The 12,460-nt window shown below is 46.0% G+C and carries 14 protein-coding genes; 11 read left to right on the forward strand and 3 right to left on the reverse strand.

What is annotated here, in order from left to right; translation table 11 throughout:
- Positions 1-12: 12 nt before the first annotated feature.
- Genes NSB28_RS05040 through NSB28_RS05055 form a run of 4 tightly spaced genes read left to right on the forward strand, consistent with a single transcriptional unit; the run spans position 13 to position 3,354 of the window.
- On the forward strand, positions 13-963 hold the full coding sequence (locus NSB28_RS05040) for an ABC transporter permease (RefSeq protein ID WP_187374343.1): 951 nt from the start codon (positions 13-15) through the stop codon (positions 961-963).
- The gene (locus tag NSB28_RS05045) at positions 960-1,775 is read left to right on the forward strand and encodes an ABC transporter permease (protein WP_109625475.1); all 816 of its coding nucleotides are present in this window, start codon (positions 960-962) and stop codon (positions 1,773-1,775) included. Before NSB28_RS05040 ends, NSB28_RS05045 begins: the two co-directional genes overlap by 4 nt.
- 17 nt (positions 1,776-1,792) lie before the next feature.
- Positions 1,793-2,752: an ABC transporter ATP-binding protein gene (locus NSB28_RS05050; protein WP_109625476.1), complete on the forward strand. Its 960-nt coding sequence runs from the start codon at positions 1,793-1,795 to the stop codon at positions 2,750-2,752.
- Complete coding sequence (locus NSB28_RS05055; protein WP_109625477.1) at positions 2,749-3,354, forward strand: ABC transporter ATP-binding protein; 606 nt, start codon at positions 2,749-2,751, stop codon at positions 3,352-3,354. The genes NSB28_RS05050 and NSB28_RS05055 overlap by 4 nt, the downstream gene beginning before the upstream one ends.
- Positions 3,355-3,438: 84 nt before the next feature.
- Here NSB28_RS05055 and NSB28_RS05060 read toward each other — a convergent pair whose 3' ends face one another.
- Positions 3,439-3,912: a DUF4358 domain-containing protein gene (locus NSB28_RS05060; RefSeq protein WP_109625478.1), complete on the reverse strand. Its 474-nt coding sequence runs from the start codon at positions 3,910-3,912 to the stop codon at positions 3,439-3,441.
- A gap of 120 nt (positions 3,913-4,032) precedes the next feature.
- On the reverse strand, positions 4,033-5,025 hold the full coding sequence (locus NSB28_RS05065) for a GDSL-type esterase/lipase family protein (RefSeq protein WP_109625479.1): 993 nt from the start codon (positions 5,023-5,025) through the stop codon (positions 4,033-4,035).
- Between the two features lie 150 nt (positions 5,026-5,175).
- On the opposite strand from NSB28_RS05065, the gene NSB28_RS05070 reads away from it, so the two are divergent.
- The 3 genes from NSB28_RS05070 (at position 5,176) to NSB28_RS05080 (ending at position 8,273) form a co-directional block, all read left to right on the forward strand.
- Positions 5,176-6,597, forward strand: a complete 1,422-nt coding sequence (locus tag NSB28_RS05070) for an MBOAT family O-acyltransferase (RefSeq protein ID WP_109625480.1) — start codon at positions 5,176-5,178, stop codon at positions 6,595-6,597.
- Positions 6,598-6,608: 11 nt separating this feature from the next.
- On the forward strand, positions 6,609-7,748 hold the full coding sequence (locus tag NSB28_RS05075) for a DHHW family protein (RefSeq protein WP_109625481.1): 1,140 nt from the start codon (positions 6,609-6,611) through the stop codon (positions 7,746-7,748).
- 171 nt (positions 7,749-7,919) lie between these two features.
- Entirely contained in the window at positions 7,920-8,273 is a 354-nt protein-coding gene (locus NSB28_RS05080) for a helix-turn-helix domain-containing protein (RefSeq protein ID WP_109625482.1), read from the forward strand.
- Positions 8,274-8,493: 220 nt separating this feature from the next.
- Here NSB28_RS05080 and NSB28_RS05085 read toward each other — a convergent pair whose 3' ends face one another.
- On the reverse strand, positions 8,494-8,886 hold the full coding sequence (locus NSB28_RS05085; RefSeq protein ID WP_109625483.1) for a nucleoside 2-deoxyribosyltransferase: 393 nt from the start codon (positions 8,884-8,886) through the stop codon (positions 8,494-8,496).
- A gap of 208 nt (positions 8,887-9,094) precedes the next feature.
- Here NSB28_RS05085 and thyA point away from each other — a divergent pair, with 208 nt between their 5' ends.
- From thyA to NSB28_RS05105, 4 genes are all read left to right on the forward strand, one after another.
- Positions 9,095-9,946 carry a thymidylate synthase gene (thyA, locus tag NSB28_RS05090; protein ID WP_109625484.1) on the forward strand — a complete coding sequence of 284 codons (852 nt, stop codon included), beginning with the start codon at positions 9,095-9,097 and terminating at the stop codon, positions 9,944-9,946.
- 17 nt (positions 9,947-9,963) lie between these two features.
- A complete protein-coding gene (locus NSB28_RS05095; RefSeq protein ID WP_109625485.1) occupies positions 9,964-10,455 on the forward strand; it encodes a dihydrofolate reductase in 492 nt (163 codons plus the stop codon).
- Positions 10,455-11,234: a ZIP family metal transporter gene (locus NSB28_RS05100; protein ID WP_109625486.1), complete on the forward strand. Its 780-nt coding sequence runs from the start codon at positions 10,455-10,457 to the stop codon at positions 11,232-11,234. The genes NSB28_RS05095 and NSB28_RS05100 overlap by 1 nt, the downstream gene beginning before the upstream one ends.
- Before the next feature lie 127 nt (positions 11,235-11,361).
- Entirely contained in the window at positions 11,362-12,432 is a 1,071-nt protein-coding gene (locus tag NSB28_RS05105; RefSeq protein ID WP_109625487.1) for a branched-chain amino acid aminotransferase, read from the forward strand.
- Positions 12,433-12,460: the final 28 nt, after the last annotated feature.

Raw genomic sequence — 12,460 nt, forward strand, 5'->3', positions numbered from 1 at the left:
AATCTAATAAGGATGATTTTATTAGTCATCGGAGTGAGTATTGCAGCGTTCCTGCTGATCTCAGCCTCCCCCATTGACCCTCTGCAGGCCAATGTGGGGCAGGCTGCCCTTGGCAGCATGAGCCAGGAGCAGATAGAGAAGCTTCAGGAATACTGGGGCGTTGGTCAGCCGCCCATGGAAAGGTATCTGGCCTGGGCCGGGGATTTTATAAGAGGAGATATGGGAACTTCCCTGCTTTACAGACAGAGCGTGTCGGCTGTGATCGCTGTAAAGCTTGGAAATTCCCTGTTTTTGATGATAACAGCCTGGATACTCTCAGGGTTCTTCGGTCTGGTCCTGGGAATTATCTCAGGGATGAACGAAGGTAAATTTGTGGATAAGGCTGTGAAGGGATATTGTCTTGTCATCGCCAGTACCCCTGCATTCTGGCTGGCCCTTCTGCTGCTGATGATCTTCGGAGTCTGGCTGAAGGTGCTGCCTATAGGTTTAAGTGTTCCCATTGGAGTAGAGGCAAGCGGTGTCACTTTTATGGACAGGCTGAGGCATGCCATACTTCCGGCCGTAACATTAAGCATCACGGGAGTATCAAATATTGCGCTGCATACAAGAGAAAAAATGATCGATGTGATGGAAAGCGAATACGTGCTGTTTGCCAGAGCTCGGGGGGAGAGCAGATGGAGCATATTGAAAAACCATGGTCTGCGGAATATCCTTCTGCCGGCTATGACTCTGCAGTTCGCCTCCATAAGTGAGATATTCGGCGGATCGGTGCTGGTGGAACAGGTATTTTCCTATCCTGGTCTCGGACAGGCGGCAGTTACGGCAGGTCTTGGCAGCGATGTGCCCCTTCTTATGGCTATAACGATAATAAGCGCGCTCTTTGTATTTGGAGGAAATTTCATTGCAAATGTGCTCTATGGTATTGTCGATCCGCGCATCCGGAAGGGGGCAAAAGAGAGATGAACCAGAGAAAGAAAACGATAATTTATTTTACGGCGGCAGTTATATTTCTTGCAGCCGTGGCAATAGGAGGGCTCTTCTGCAAAGAGGCTGCCCAGGCGACAGATTTTTCGCAGAAGAACCTTCTGCCCGGCCTTTCCCATCCGTTCGGAACTGACTGGCTGGGGCGAGACATGTTTGTAAGGACAATAAGGGGGCTGTCATTAAGTATCCTGATCGGCCTGGCGGCAGCTACAGTCAGTGCGTTTGCAGCTCTGATTCTGGGCATCGCATCAGCTACGCTGGGAAAAGGCGTGGATGCAGTCATAACCTGGATCATTGACCTTGTCATGGGGATACCGCATATCCTGCTCCTGCTCCTCATATCAGTGGCACTTGGAAAAGGACTGACAGGAGTCGTGGTGGGTGTGGCGCTCACACACTGGACTTCACTGGCCAGGGTGATCCGCGGTGAAGTGATGCAGCTTCGTGAGAGCCAGTACATCAAAATTGCAGAAAAGCTGGGACATGGCAAACTGCATATTGCAGTGAAGCATATGCTGCCTCATCTTGTACCCCAGTTTCTGGTGGGACTGATCCTGCTTTTCCCTCATGCGATCCTGCATGAATCAAGCATAACCTTCCTGGGATTTGGGCTGAGTTCTGAGCAGCCGGCCATAGGGATCATATTGTCAGAGAGCATGAAATATCTTGTTACCGGGAAATGGTGGCTTGCGCTGTTCCCGGGACTGATGCTGGTACTTACAGTAATATTATTTGACGTAGCCGGTGAGAGCCTGAGAAAGCTGATCGATCCGGGCAGCGCCCACAAGTAAGAAAGGAGAGGAAAAGGATGAAGAATGGCAGAAAGACCATATTGGAGATAAAGAATATGTCCATTTCCTTTAAACAGTACGCTGAAAAAAAGGGTACAAAGCAAATAGACCTGCCTGTAATACGTGATCTATCAGTTACAATTAAAGAAGGTGAGATGGTTGCAGTAGTAGGCTCCAGCGGTTCAGGGAAGAGCCTGCTGGCTCATGGTGTGCTGGGGCTTCTGCCCTATAATGGAAAGATGGAGGGGAAAATATCCTACTGCGGAAAGCCCCTTACCCCTAAAAAGGTTGAAAAGCTGAGAGGGAATGAGATCGTGCTTGTCCCACAGAGCGTGTCTTATCTGGATCCTCTTATGAAAGTGGGAGCGCAGGTGAGGGGCGGCAGAAAGGATGCGGCTGCAAAGGAGAGGTCACGGGAACTGTTCAGACGGTATGGGCTGGAGGAGTCTGTGGAAGACCTCTACCCCTTTGAACTCTCAGGAGGTATGGCCAGAAGGGTGCTGATATGTACAGCACTTATGAAAAATCCAAAGCTGGTGATCGCGGATGAGCCGACTCCGGGACTTCATCTGGAGGCAGCAAGGCAGACACTTTCTGATTTCAGGGCAATAGCTGATCAGGGAGCGGGGGTACTTTTGATCACCCATGATCTGGAACTGGCTATGGAGGTGGCAGACAGGATCGTGGTATTCTATGCCGGCACAACTATAGAAGAGGCATCCGCTGATGATTTCAGGCAGGAAGATACGCTGAGGCATCCATATTCCAGGGCGCTGCACCGTGCTATCCCCCAGAATGGTTTTGGATATATCGAGGGGACGCAGCCATATGTGAAGGATATGCCGGAGGGATGTCCGTTTGGCCCAAGGTGCGAGGGATTCTGTGAGGAATGCCAAAAAGATATCCCATGGGTGAAATCCGGGAATGGATACGTGAGGTGTATAGGAAGCCTGGAAGCGGGGAGGATGCGGGCATGATACTCACAGCGAAAGACATCTCCTTTAGATACAGCAAAAAAGACAGGGAGATCCTGAGCGGATTCAGCCTTGAGGTGAGCCAGGAGGAAGTTGTGGGGCTGGTGGCCCCCAGCGGATTCGGGAAGACCACACTGTGCAAGATACTGGCCGGTTACCAGAAGCCTGACAGAGGTGAAGTGCTTCTGGACGGTAAGCCGCTGTCAGGGATAAAGGGGCCCTGCCCGGTGCAGATGATCTGGCAGCACCCTGAACAGTCTGTAAATCCCAGACTGCGTATGCGGGAGGTCATCCTGGAGGGTGACAATATAGGACAGGATATCATAAAAGGCCTGGGAATAGAAGAGGACTGGATGAACCGTTATCCGGCTGAGCTTTCAGGCGGAGAGCTGCAGAGGTTTTGTATTGCCAGAGCTTTGGGGAAAAGTACTGGATTTCTGCTGGCCGATGAGATCAGCACTATGCTGGATCTTATCACACAGAGCCAGATCTGGCATTTTCTGCTGGAAGAGACAAGAAGGCGGCACATCGGGCTGATAGCAGTGAGCCACAGCAGTGCGCTGCTGGATGAGATATGCACGCGAAAGATAGAACTGCAGCGCTAAAATGCTGTTAACAGCATTTTGTGTGCATGAAAAAGGGGAGGCATTTTGCCTCCCCTTTTCAGCATCCACATTTAATATATCTGCCTAAAATCCATATTTGCTTAAAATCTCTTCCGCTTTATCATTGTCATCTGAGACACATAACACAGCGTAGTTGCCGGATGTCTTGATGATTGCCTTTTCGAGTCTGGAAGCTTCAGGGGCATTGTAAGTTTCATACAAGCTCTTCTGGCTGTCAGTCCGCTGTTTTAAAAGGGTCTCTGTTTCCTTTACATAATCGGGATTCTTGCACTTGATGACAGCCACTTCGCAGGCTGTAGCTGCTGAACTAAAATAAGCGGCGCTATCTTCCACTTCATTCATATCAAGGAAATATGTAGCGGCCAGGAAATCTGCAGTTGATTTTGTAAGAGTATCACTGGTGATTGTTTCACTGACCAGCTCTTTTGCAATATCATCCGCAGCTGCAGTAACTTCTTTTGGCTCACCCTTTCCACAGGCAGCCAGGGCCGCAGTCATCATGACCACCATTAAACATAAGCATAGTAAACGTTTCATAAAACTTTCTCCTTTAGTTTCTTAAATAGTATTTTTGTGTAGCGCAATTTTATGATATCTGCAGTGTACAGCACAGCGGAGGCTAAAGCACAGGCATATAGCAGCCGCTAAAGCAGGTAACTAAGCAGAGGTATCTGAATTTGTCTGGCTTTCTTCAGTCGTGCCAGTCTCCTGTGAAGTATCATTCTGTCCTTCTTCAGGAGCGTCTGTACCCTGTGTGGACTCTGAATCTGTATCACTGCCGAAAGATACGTAATGATCCCGCAGGTAGTCAAGCCACATCTGGCAGTATCTGTCATAGAGGTGCACGCCGTCTATGGAAGCTCCAGGAAGGAGTGAACCGCTGCCGTCATCAAATATTTCGTTGAGGTCCAGGAAGTAATAACCGTTTTCTTCACATATGTTCAAAATATGTTTATTGATCTCCCGGACGTTATCATTGTTGACATAATCACCTGTTGTCACGAGAGCTTCTTCCACATATATGACATCCATCACATAGATGATGGCGTTTGGCTGAATAAGCTGTATTGTCTCAAGGACAGATTTGTATTGCTTTTCAAATTCATTAAAATCATAAAAGCCCAGCTCATTAGTGCCCAGCATAATATAGACTTTGCTGTAAGGAGCAGTCTGAAGCGCATCGTAGACTGTCACCATTCCATTCTCTGTCGCTATAAATGGTTTTGTACCGATGGTTTCCACATCCATGCCGACACCTGTCAGGAATGTGCCTGTGGTGATACCTGACTGTGCTCTGAAGCCTTCAACTCGTGAATCACCGATGAATACTGCATCTGAGAAATAAGAATCATCCACAGGAGTACTCTGCTTTGGAACTAAGGCGCTGCTCACCGTCTGGGGAGCTTCAGTCTGCCTTTCAGTAGGAGGCTCAGTCTGCGCGGATGTCTCGGTCTGGGGGGCCTCGGTCTCTTCCTCCGCACCCTCAAGGGCCTCATTCAGCTGGTTTTCCAGCTGCTTCTTAACCCCTTCTTTTGAAAACATGTTGATTAATAAGCGCCCTTCAAAAACGATTAATACAACAATGATCAGAATCAATATATTTAAAAAACGGCCCGAATCTGGTCGTTTCCGTTTTGTCTTATGTGCCATGAATTCTCCCCTGAAAAAATAAATTGTCTTTTATCCTTCTCTATTATATAATAAACCAGGTAATTGTAAATAGTTTTTTTGAAAAGTAATGAAAACTTAAAAAATGAACCCTATTTAAATAGGAAAAAATAGAAAAACGGAGTTAAGAATATGGTATTCAGCAGTTTATTATTTATGTTCAGGTTCCTTCCCGCAGTACTTATTTTGTATTATCTGGCGCCCAGAAAGATTAGGAATCTGGTGTTATTTGCATTCAGTCTCTTCTTTTATGCATGGGGTGAACCCAAGTACGTATTTTTGATGTTATTTTCCATCACCATGGATTATACTGTGGGAAGGCTTATCTCAAGGGCAAAAGAGCAGCAGGATATGAAAAAGGCGAAGCGCTTTTTAATGGTGTCCATATTTATGAACGTGGGAATCCTGGCTTTCTTTAAATATGCGGACTTTATTATTGGTTCCATAAACGGAGCGTTTGGGACGGGTATCCCCCTGCTGGGCATCCCTCTGCCCATCGGTATCTCATTCTTTACCTTTCAGACAATGTCTTATACGATCGATGTCTATAAAGGGGCCACGAAGGCACAGCGCAGCTGGATCAATTACGGCACGTATGTCTCCATGTTTCCTCAGCTGATAGCAGGACCTATTGTCCAGTATAAGACCATAGCCAGACAGATGAGGGACCGCAGGGAAAATACGGATGACTTTGTTGCAGGTATCAACAGATTCATGATCGGTGTGGGCAAGAAGGTGCTTCTGGCTAATAATATAGGAAAGCTCTGGGACACCATATCTGCCATGCCGGCGGGGGAGATTCCTGTGGCGATGGCCTGGCTGGGGATATTCGCATATGCTTTCCAGATTTATTTTGACTTTTCAGGGTATTCAGATATGGCTATAGGGCTTGGCAAGATGTTCGGGTTTCATTTCCTGGAGAACTTTAATTATCCGTATATTTCTAAGAGCATTACGGAATTCTGGCGCAGGTGGCACATTTCACTCAGCTCCTGGTTCAGGGAATATATATACATTCCTCTCGGAGGAAACAGGAAGGGTGCCCTCAAACAGGTCAGAAATATTCTGATCGTCTGGGGCGTTACAGGTGTATGGCACGGAGCCAGCTGGAATTTTGTCATGTGGGGTCTGTATTACGGAATATTCCTGCTTCTTGAGAAATTCGTCTGGGGAAAATATCTGGAAAAGCTTCCTGCTTTTGTAAGGATGTGCTATTCCATGTTTATTGTGCTGATAGGCTGGGTGATATTTGCATTTGACAGCCTTGGGAACGGGACTGCTTATATCAGGGCGCTTTTCGGCGGATACGGGCAGGGATTTATAAACAGTGAGACTATTTATCTGTTCTATAATAATGCAGTACTTTTAGTGATCCTGTTCGCGGGAGCTACCATGCTGCCGGCGAAGCTTGCAGGACGTCTTATGGAAAGGCTGAAGGGACATGAGTGGGTGTGCGTATGTATAAAAGCAGTCTTCTATGGAGCGATTTTCTTTGTCTCAGTGGCTTACCTGGTGGATGCCACTTATAATCCGTTCCTTTATTTCAGATTCTGACGGAGGGAATAATGAATAAAAAACAAAACTGGTTTCTGATCATCATATTTCTAATAATGATATTTGGAATGACTGGGGCTACTTTACTGAAGCCGGCCTCAGAATTCTCAGAAAAAGAGAACAGGGCTCTGCAGCAGAAGCCGGAGCTCTCGGCAGAGGCTGTGTTTGGCGGACAGTATGCTAAAGACTATGAAAAGTACCTGACAGATCAGTTCATAGGAAGGGACAGCTGGATCAGCGTCAAGACTGCCATAGAGAGGGCCTCCCTGAAGCAGGAGAGCAATGATATTTATTTTGCGGAGGATGGATATCTGATTGAAAAGCATACAGGAAGCTTTGATACACCCCTCGCAGAGTCTAATATCGGACATCTGTCGTCTTTTCTGGAAAAAGCAGAGTCCAGATATGGAAAAGGCCATGTTACTGCTACAGTCGTTCCAAATGCGGTGGATATCCTGAAAGATAAACTGCCCCCATTTGCATCTCCCTATGATGAGGGAGAATATCTGAAAAAGATTGAAAAGAGCGTGCCTGAGGGCACATGGCTGGATAGCCGGAGCGTTCTTATGGAGCACAGTGATGAGGAGATCTACTATAAGACTGACCACCACTGGAAGACCCTGGGCGCCTGGTATGTCTATGAGGCGTGGGCGAAACAGGCGGGATTTGCCTCTCAGTCCATGCAGGACTTTGATATAGTGACTGTGTCAGATGAATTTCTGGGAACGATTGAATCCAAAGTAGGCGGAAAGACTGCGAAGGATTCAATCCAGATATTCAAGCCAAAGCAGCAGCTTAAGTATCAGCTGGATTATAACAGAGGCATGAAGGTGACCGACAGCATATATGACGAAGAAGCATTAAAGACAAAGGATAAATACAGCATATTCTTCGGAGGGAACCAGCCTGTGGTGCAGGCGCGCATAGAAAATGGGAGCAGCAGGAAACTGCTTGTTATAAAGGATTCTTATGCCCACTGCTTCCTCCCCTTTGCATTCCACGACTTTTCAGAAGTTGATTTTGTGGATCTGAGATACTTCAATGAGAGCCTGGCAGAATTTATGGAAAGTCAAGATTATACTGATGTACTGTTTCTGTATAATGCATCAGGTTTTGCGGAAGATCCAAGCTTGATTAGACTGGAAAATTAAAAATTTGTACCTACAAAAGCAGCCTGACAGACAAATTTTTTGCTATACATCTACAATAACAGATTTGAATGAGGACTATTTGTTCAGCATTCGAAATGGATAGGCCGTTAATAATTATCTGTTTTCTGTATATGATAAAGGTCAGAGATAATTAGTCTGTGAGGTGATGGTATGGGCAGAGTCCAGAGCAAGGAAGAACAATTAGAACAGAAGCAGCTGAATGTGGAGATGGGAAAACGTCTGCTTAAATGGCGGATGGAAAAGGGCTATACCCAGGATCATGTGGGAGATATGCTGGGAGTTTCAGGCACATATTATGGCAGGATAGAACGGGGAACAGCAGGTTTTTCTACTCTCAGGATCAAGAAGGCGTTTGAAAAGCTGGATATAGACTGTACTTATCTGCTTACGGGAGTCATAAATACAGATATAAATCTGGAACTCTTTATTGACAAGTGCCCGGAAGAAAAGCGGGATGATTTAAGAGCACTGATTGAGCTGGCAATGAAGCTGGCGAAAAAATAGTATATGGAATGTTATGTGCCGTCTCAGGATTAACTGGAGACGGCATATTTTTTCAGGCAGGCAAAATGTATCTAAATTTGTAACTATTCAGCAGGTCTGTGCATTTACTGCACAGACCGTGAGAGCATGATTCAAGAGTGCAGAAATCCCATCGCTGTAAGCGATTTTAAATGGATTTCTGCATGTAACTGTGAAGGTACTGAACAGTTACCTAAATTTATTATGATCTCAGCAGTTCACCCGCAATCTCTTCTGTATTTCCTATAAGCTGTTTTACCTGTGAAAGCCAATAGAAGGCTGAGGTATTTCCATCGCATTTAAAATAAGTATCATTATGATGGCATAAGTAAACTTTTTTGCTCAGCGCTATTGCCATACCCAATTCCGTATGTGTTCCTCTGCCCTGGGGAGTTAGTACGATTACAACATCAGACTGTTTTATCCCTTCAAATTCTTTTTCGCCAATAGACTTTAGTGTTTCGGCGTCCGGTTCTTTTACGGGGCAGTGTATAGTCCAATCATAAGTATGCTCCCAACCGGCATTTTTCAGCAGGCAAGATAGACTGCGTACTTGTTTATAATTTACAAGACTTGAAGCTATATAAAATTTCATATGTATCCTCCACGACTTTATTCTATATTTTAATTATACATTATCGTGCGAAGCACGTCCATCCGTAAGGATCTGAATTATGGGATGCATGGAGATATTTGGTTCTGTCAAATCCTGAGATTTCCTTTTTATGCTCTATGACAGTTTAATGTTTTGTGATAAAATAAAAAGGCATCAATATATAAAAATGAAATAGAGGAGGAATAATATGAGCTATGCAGATCAGATTTTTATAAATATGTGTAAGGATATTATTGAAAACGGCACAAGTACGGAAGGTGAAAAAGTAAGGCCGGTGTGGGAGGATACCCAGGAATCCGCCTATACAATAAAGCGTTTTGGGGTTGTGAACAGATATGACCTCAGAAAAGAATTTCCGGCTCTCACGCTCAGAAGGACTGGGATCAAGAGCGCATTCGATGAGCTTCTGTGGATCTGGCAGAAAAAATCCAATAATATCCATGACCTGAACAGCCACATTTGGGATTCATGGGCAGATGAGGATGGCTCTATTGGTAAGGCTTACGGCTACCAGCTTGGCGTGAAACACAAATATAAAGAGGGGATGTTTGACCAGGTCGACAGGGTTCTGTTTGACCTGAAGAATAATCCTTACAGCAGAAGGATCATGACAAATATCTATGTCCACGCTGACCTGAATGAGATGAACCTCTATCCATGTGCGTACAGTATGACCTTCAATGTGACTAAGGAAAAGGATTCTGAGAAGCTGGTGCTCAACGCTGTGCTTAACCAGCGCTCCCAGGATGTGTTGGCGGCAAATAACTGGAATGTTTGCCAGTATGCGCTGCTTGTCCATATGATGGCACAGTCCTGCGGTATGCAGGCAGGTGAGCTCGTCCATGTGATAGCTGACGCACATATCTATGACAGGCATATCCCGCTTGTAAAGGAACTGATAGAACGTGAGACATACGATGCGCCCAGGGTCTGGCTGAATCCGGAGATCCATGATTTCTATTCTTTTACAGTGGATGACCTGCATGTAGAAGATTATGTTACAGGGCCGCAGATCAAAAACATACCGATAGCAGTGTAGGATGAGGGAGGAAAAACATGAATTTAATAGTAGCAGCAGATAAAAACTGGGCAATAGGCAAGGACAATAAGCTTCTTGTGAGCATTCCGGCGGATATGAAGTTCTTTCGTCAGACAACCACGGGAAAAGTAGTTGTGATGGGAAGGAAGACGCTGGAGAGCTTTCCTGGCGGCCAGCCTCTTAAGAACAGGGTGAACATTGTGCTGACAGGAAATGAAAATTACAGAGTGAAGGATGCTGTCATAGTCCACACAAAGGATGAACTGATGGAAGAACTTAAAAAATATGACAGCGGGGATGTATATGTTATCGGCGGAGCAAGTGTGTACGAAATGCTCCTGCCTGAGTGCAGCGTAGCCCATGTAACAAAAATAGACCATGAGTATGAGGCGGACACTTACTTCCCGGATCTGGATAAAAATCCTGAATGGGAGATCACAGGTGAGAGTGAGGAGCAGACCTACTTTGACCTGGAATATACCTTCTTAAGATATGAGAGGAAATGCTGATGGAAATATTTCTGGGACTTTTAATTCCGTTTATTGGGACAACGGCAGGCGCTGCCTGTGTGTTCTTCATGAAAAATGATCTGAAGCCTCTTGTGCAGAAGATGCTGCTGGGCTTTGCCTCCGGCGTCATGGTTGCAGCATCAGTGTGGTCCCTTCTGATGCCGGCCATGGAGATGTCATCAGATATGGAGAAGTTCTCATTTGTTCCGGCAGCAGTTGGTTTTTTATTGGGAATTGGCTTCCTGCTGCTGATGGACAAATTGATCCCCCATCTGCATATGGGATGTGAGCAGTCGGAGGGGCCTAAATGTAAACTTAAAAAGACGACTATGCTGGTGCTTGCGGTGACACTGCACAATATACCTGAGGGAATGGCTGTGGGTGTTGTGTTTGCGGGTATGCTTTCCAGCAATGTGGAGGTTACAGTTGCGGGGGCATTTGCACTGTCCATCGGTATCGCCATACAGAACTTTCCGGAGGGGGCCATTATCAGCCTGCCTCTGAAAAGCCAGGACGGACTGGGAAAAGGAAAGGCGTTTTTATATGGAACTCTTTCAGGAGTCGTGGAGCCTGTGGCTGCGGTAGTGACTATACTGCTCTCAGAGGTGCTCACCCCCATACTTCCCTATCTGCTGGCCTTTGCGGCAGGCGCTATGATCTATGTGGTCGTAGAAGAATTGATACCTGAAGCGTCAGAGGGTGAACACAGCAATATCGGAACCATAGGGTTTGCGCTTGGATTTGTGCTCATGATGATCCTGGATGTGGCGCTGGGATAGAAGTTAAAAAGCTGCTGTTCACCTCGCGGGATATTGGCTGTGAACAGTGGCGTTAAAAAACTTCTTGACATTACTATGGAAAAGTATAATAATGGGTAGCAAAGTTAAATACGGGAGGATTAAGAAAATGTTAGATATTAAAATTGAAAAAACAACGAATCCGAAACCAATTCCCGGACCAGAAGATCCATTAGTATTCGGTACTATTTTTACAGATCATATGTACGTGATGGAGTACTGCCCGGAAAAGGGATGGCATGATCCGGCTATAATGCCGTATCAGCCCATATCTCTGGCGCCGTCAGCAATGGTATTTCATTACGGACAGGAAATGTTCGAAGGTTTAAAGGCATATAAGACAGAGGATGGAAGAATCCTTTTATTCCGTCCTGATAAGAATGCAGAGAGGGCCAACAATTCAAACCGCAGGCTCATGATCCCGGAAATAGATCCTGAGGATTTTATTAATGCGGTGAAGACGATCGTAGAAGTTGACCAGGCCTGGATCCCCACAAAACCGGGAACATCTCTGTATGTCAGGCCATTCGTGATCGCTACGGACCCATTCCTGGGTGTGAGGCCTTCCAATACTTATAAGTTCATCATCATCCTCTCACCTGTAGGAGCTTATTATCCGGAAGGGCTGAATCCTGTAAAAATCTGGATAGAGGATAAATATGTCAGAGCCGTCAGAGGCGGCATCGGTGAGGCTAAGACAGGCGGCAACTACGTGGCATCCCTGGCAGCACAGATCAAGGCTCACGATGAAGGATATTCCCAGGTTCTGTGGCTGGACGGTGTAGAGCGCAAGTATATAGAAGAAGTCGGAGCCATGAATATTTTCTTTAAGATAAACGGGACAGTAGTGACTCCTGTTTTAAATGGAAGCATCCTCCCTGGAGTGACAAGAGATACATGTATCGCTCTGTGCAAAGAGTGGGGACTTCCCGTAGAAGAGAGAAGAGTCTCTGTGGAAGAACTGGAAGCTGCTGCAAAGGACGGAAGCCTCGAGGAAGTATGGGGAACAGGTACGGCAGCAGTCATCTCACCTGTAGGCCATCTCAGATACGAGGACGACGTATTCCAGATCGGAGACGGAGGAATAGGCCAGATCAGCCAGAAGCTGTATGACACAGTGACAGGCATCCAGCTGGGCAAGGTAGAAGATAAATATGGATGGACTGTGGAAGTAAAATAAGAAGGAAGGTAACTATTCAACAGGTCTG

Origin of the sequence: Murimonas intestini (genome assembly GCF_024622195.1) — a bacterium.
GTDB classification, from domain to species: domain Bacteria; phylum Bacillota; class Clostridia; order Lachnospirales; family Lachnospiraceae; genus Murimonas; species Murimonas intestini.

Bases quoted from the DNA above. Each gene is read 5' to 3' on its own strand.
- NSB28_RS05040 (WP_187374343.1), top strand. From the start codon at position 13: ATGATTTTATTAGTCATCGGAGTGAGTATTGCAGCGTTCCTGCTGATC.
- NSB28_RS05045 (WP_109625475.1), top strand. From the start codon at position 960: ATGAACCAGAGAAAGAAAACGATAATTTATTTTACGGCGGCAGTTATA.
- NSB28_RS05050 (WP_109625476.1), top strand. From the start codon at position 1,793: ATGAAGAATGGCAGAAAGACCATATTGGAGATAAAGAATATGTCCATT.
- NSB28_RS05055 (WP_109625477.1), top strand. From the start codon at position 2,749: ATGATACTCACAGCGAAAGACATCTCCTTTAGATACAGCAAAAAAGAC.
- NSB28_RS05060 (WP_109625478.1), bottom strand. From the start codon at position 3,912: ATGAAACGTTTACTATGCTTATGTTTAATGGTGGTCATGATGACTGCG.
- NSB28_RS05065 (WP_109625479.1), bottom strand. From the start codon at position 5,025: ATGGCACATAAGACAAAACGGAAACGACCAGATTCGGGCCGTTTTTTA.
- NSB28_RS05070 (WP_109625480.1), top strand. From the start codon at position 5,176: ATGGTATTCAGCAGTTTATTATTTATGTTCAGGTTCCTTCCCGCAGTA.
- NSB28_RS05075 (WP_109625481.1), top strand. From the start codon at position 6,609: ATGAATAAAAAACAAAACTGGTTTCTGATCATCATATTTCTAATAATG.
- NSB28_RS05080 (WP_109625482.1), top strand. From the start codon at position 7,920: ATGGGCAGAGTCCAGAGCAAGGAAGAACAATTAGAACAGAAGCAGCTG.
- NSB28_RS05085 (WP_109625483.1), bottom strand. From the start codon at position 8,886: ATGAAATTTTATATAGCTTCAAGTCTTGTAAATTATAAACAAGTACGC.
- thyA (WP_109625484.1), top strand. From the start codon at position 9,095: ATGAGCTATGCAGATCAGATTTTTATAAATATGTGTAAGGATATTATT.
- NSB28_RS05095 (WP_109625485.1), top strand. From the start codon at position 9,964: ATGAATTTAATAGTAGCAGCAGATAAAAACTGGGCAATAGGCAAGGAC.
- NSB28_RS05100 (WP_109625486.1), top strand. From the start codon at position 10,455: ATGGAAATATTTCTGGGACTTTTAATTCCGTTTATTGGGACAACGGCA.
- NSB28_RS05105 (WP_109625487.1), top strand. From the start codon at position 11,362: ATGTTAGATATTAAAATTGAAAAAACAACGAATCCGAAACCAATTCCC.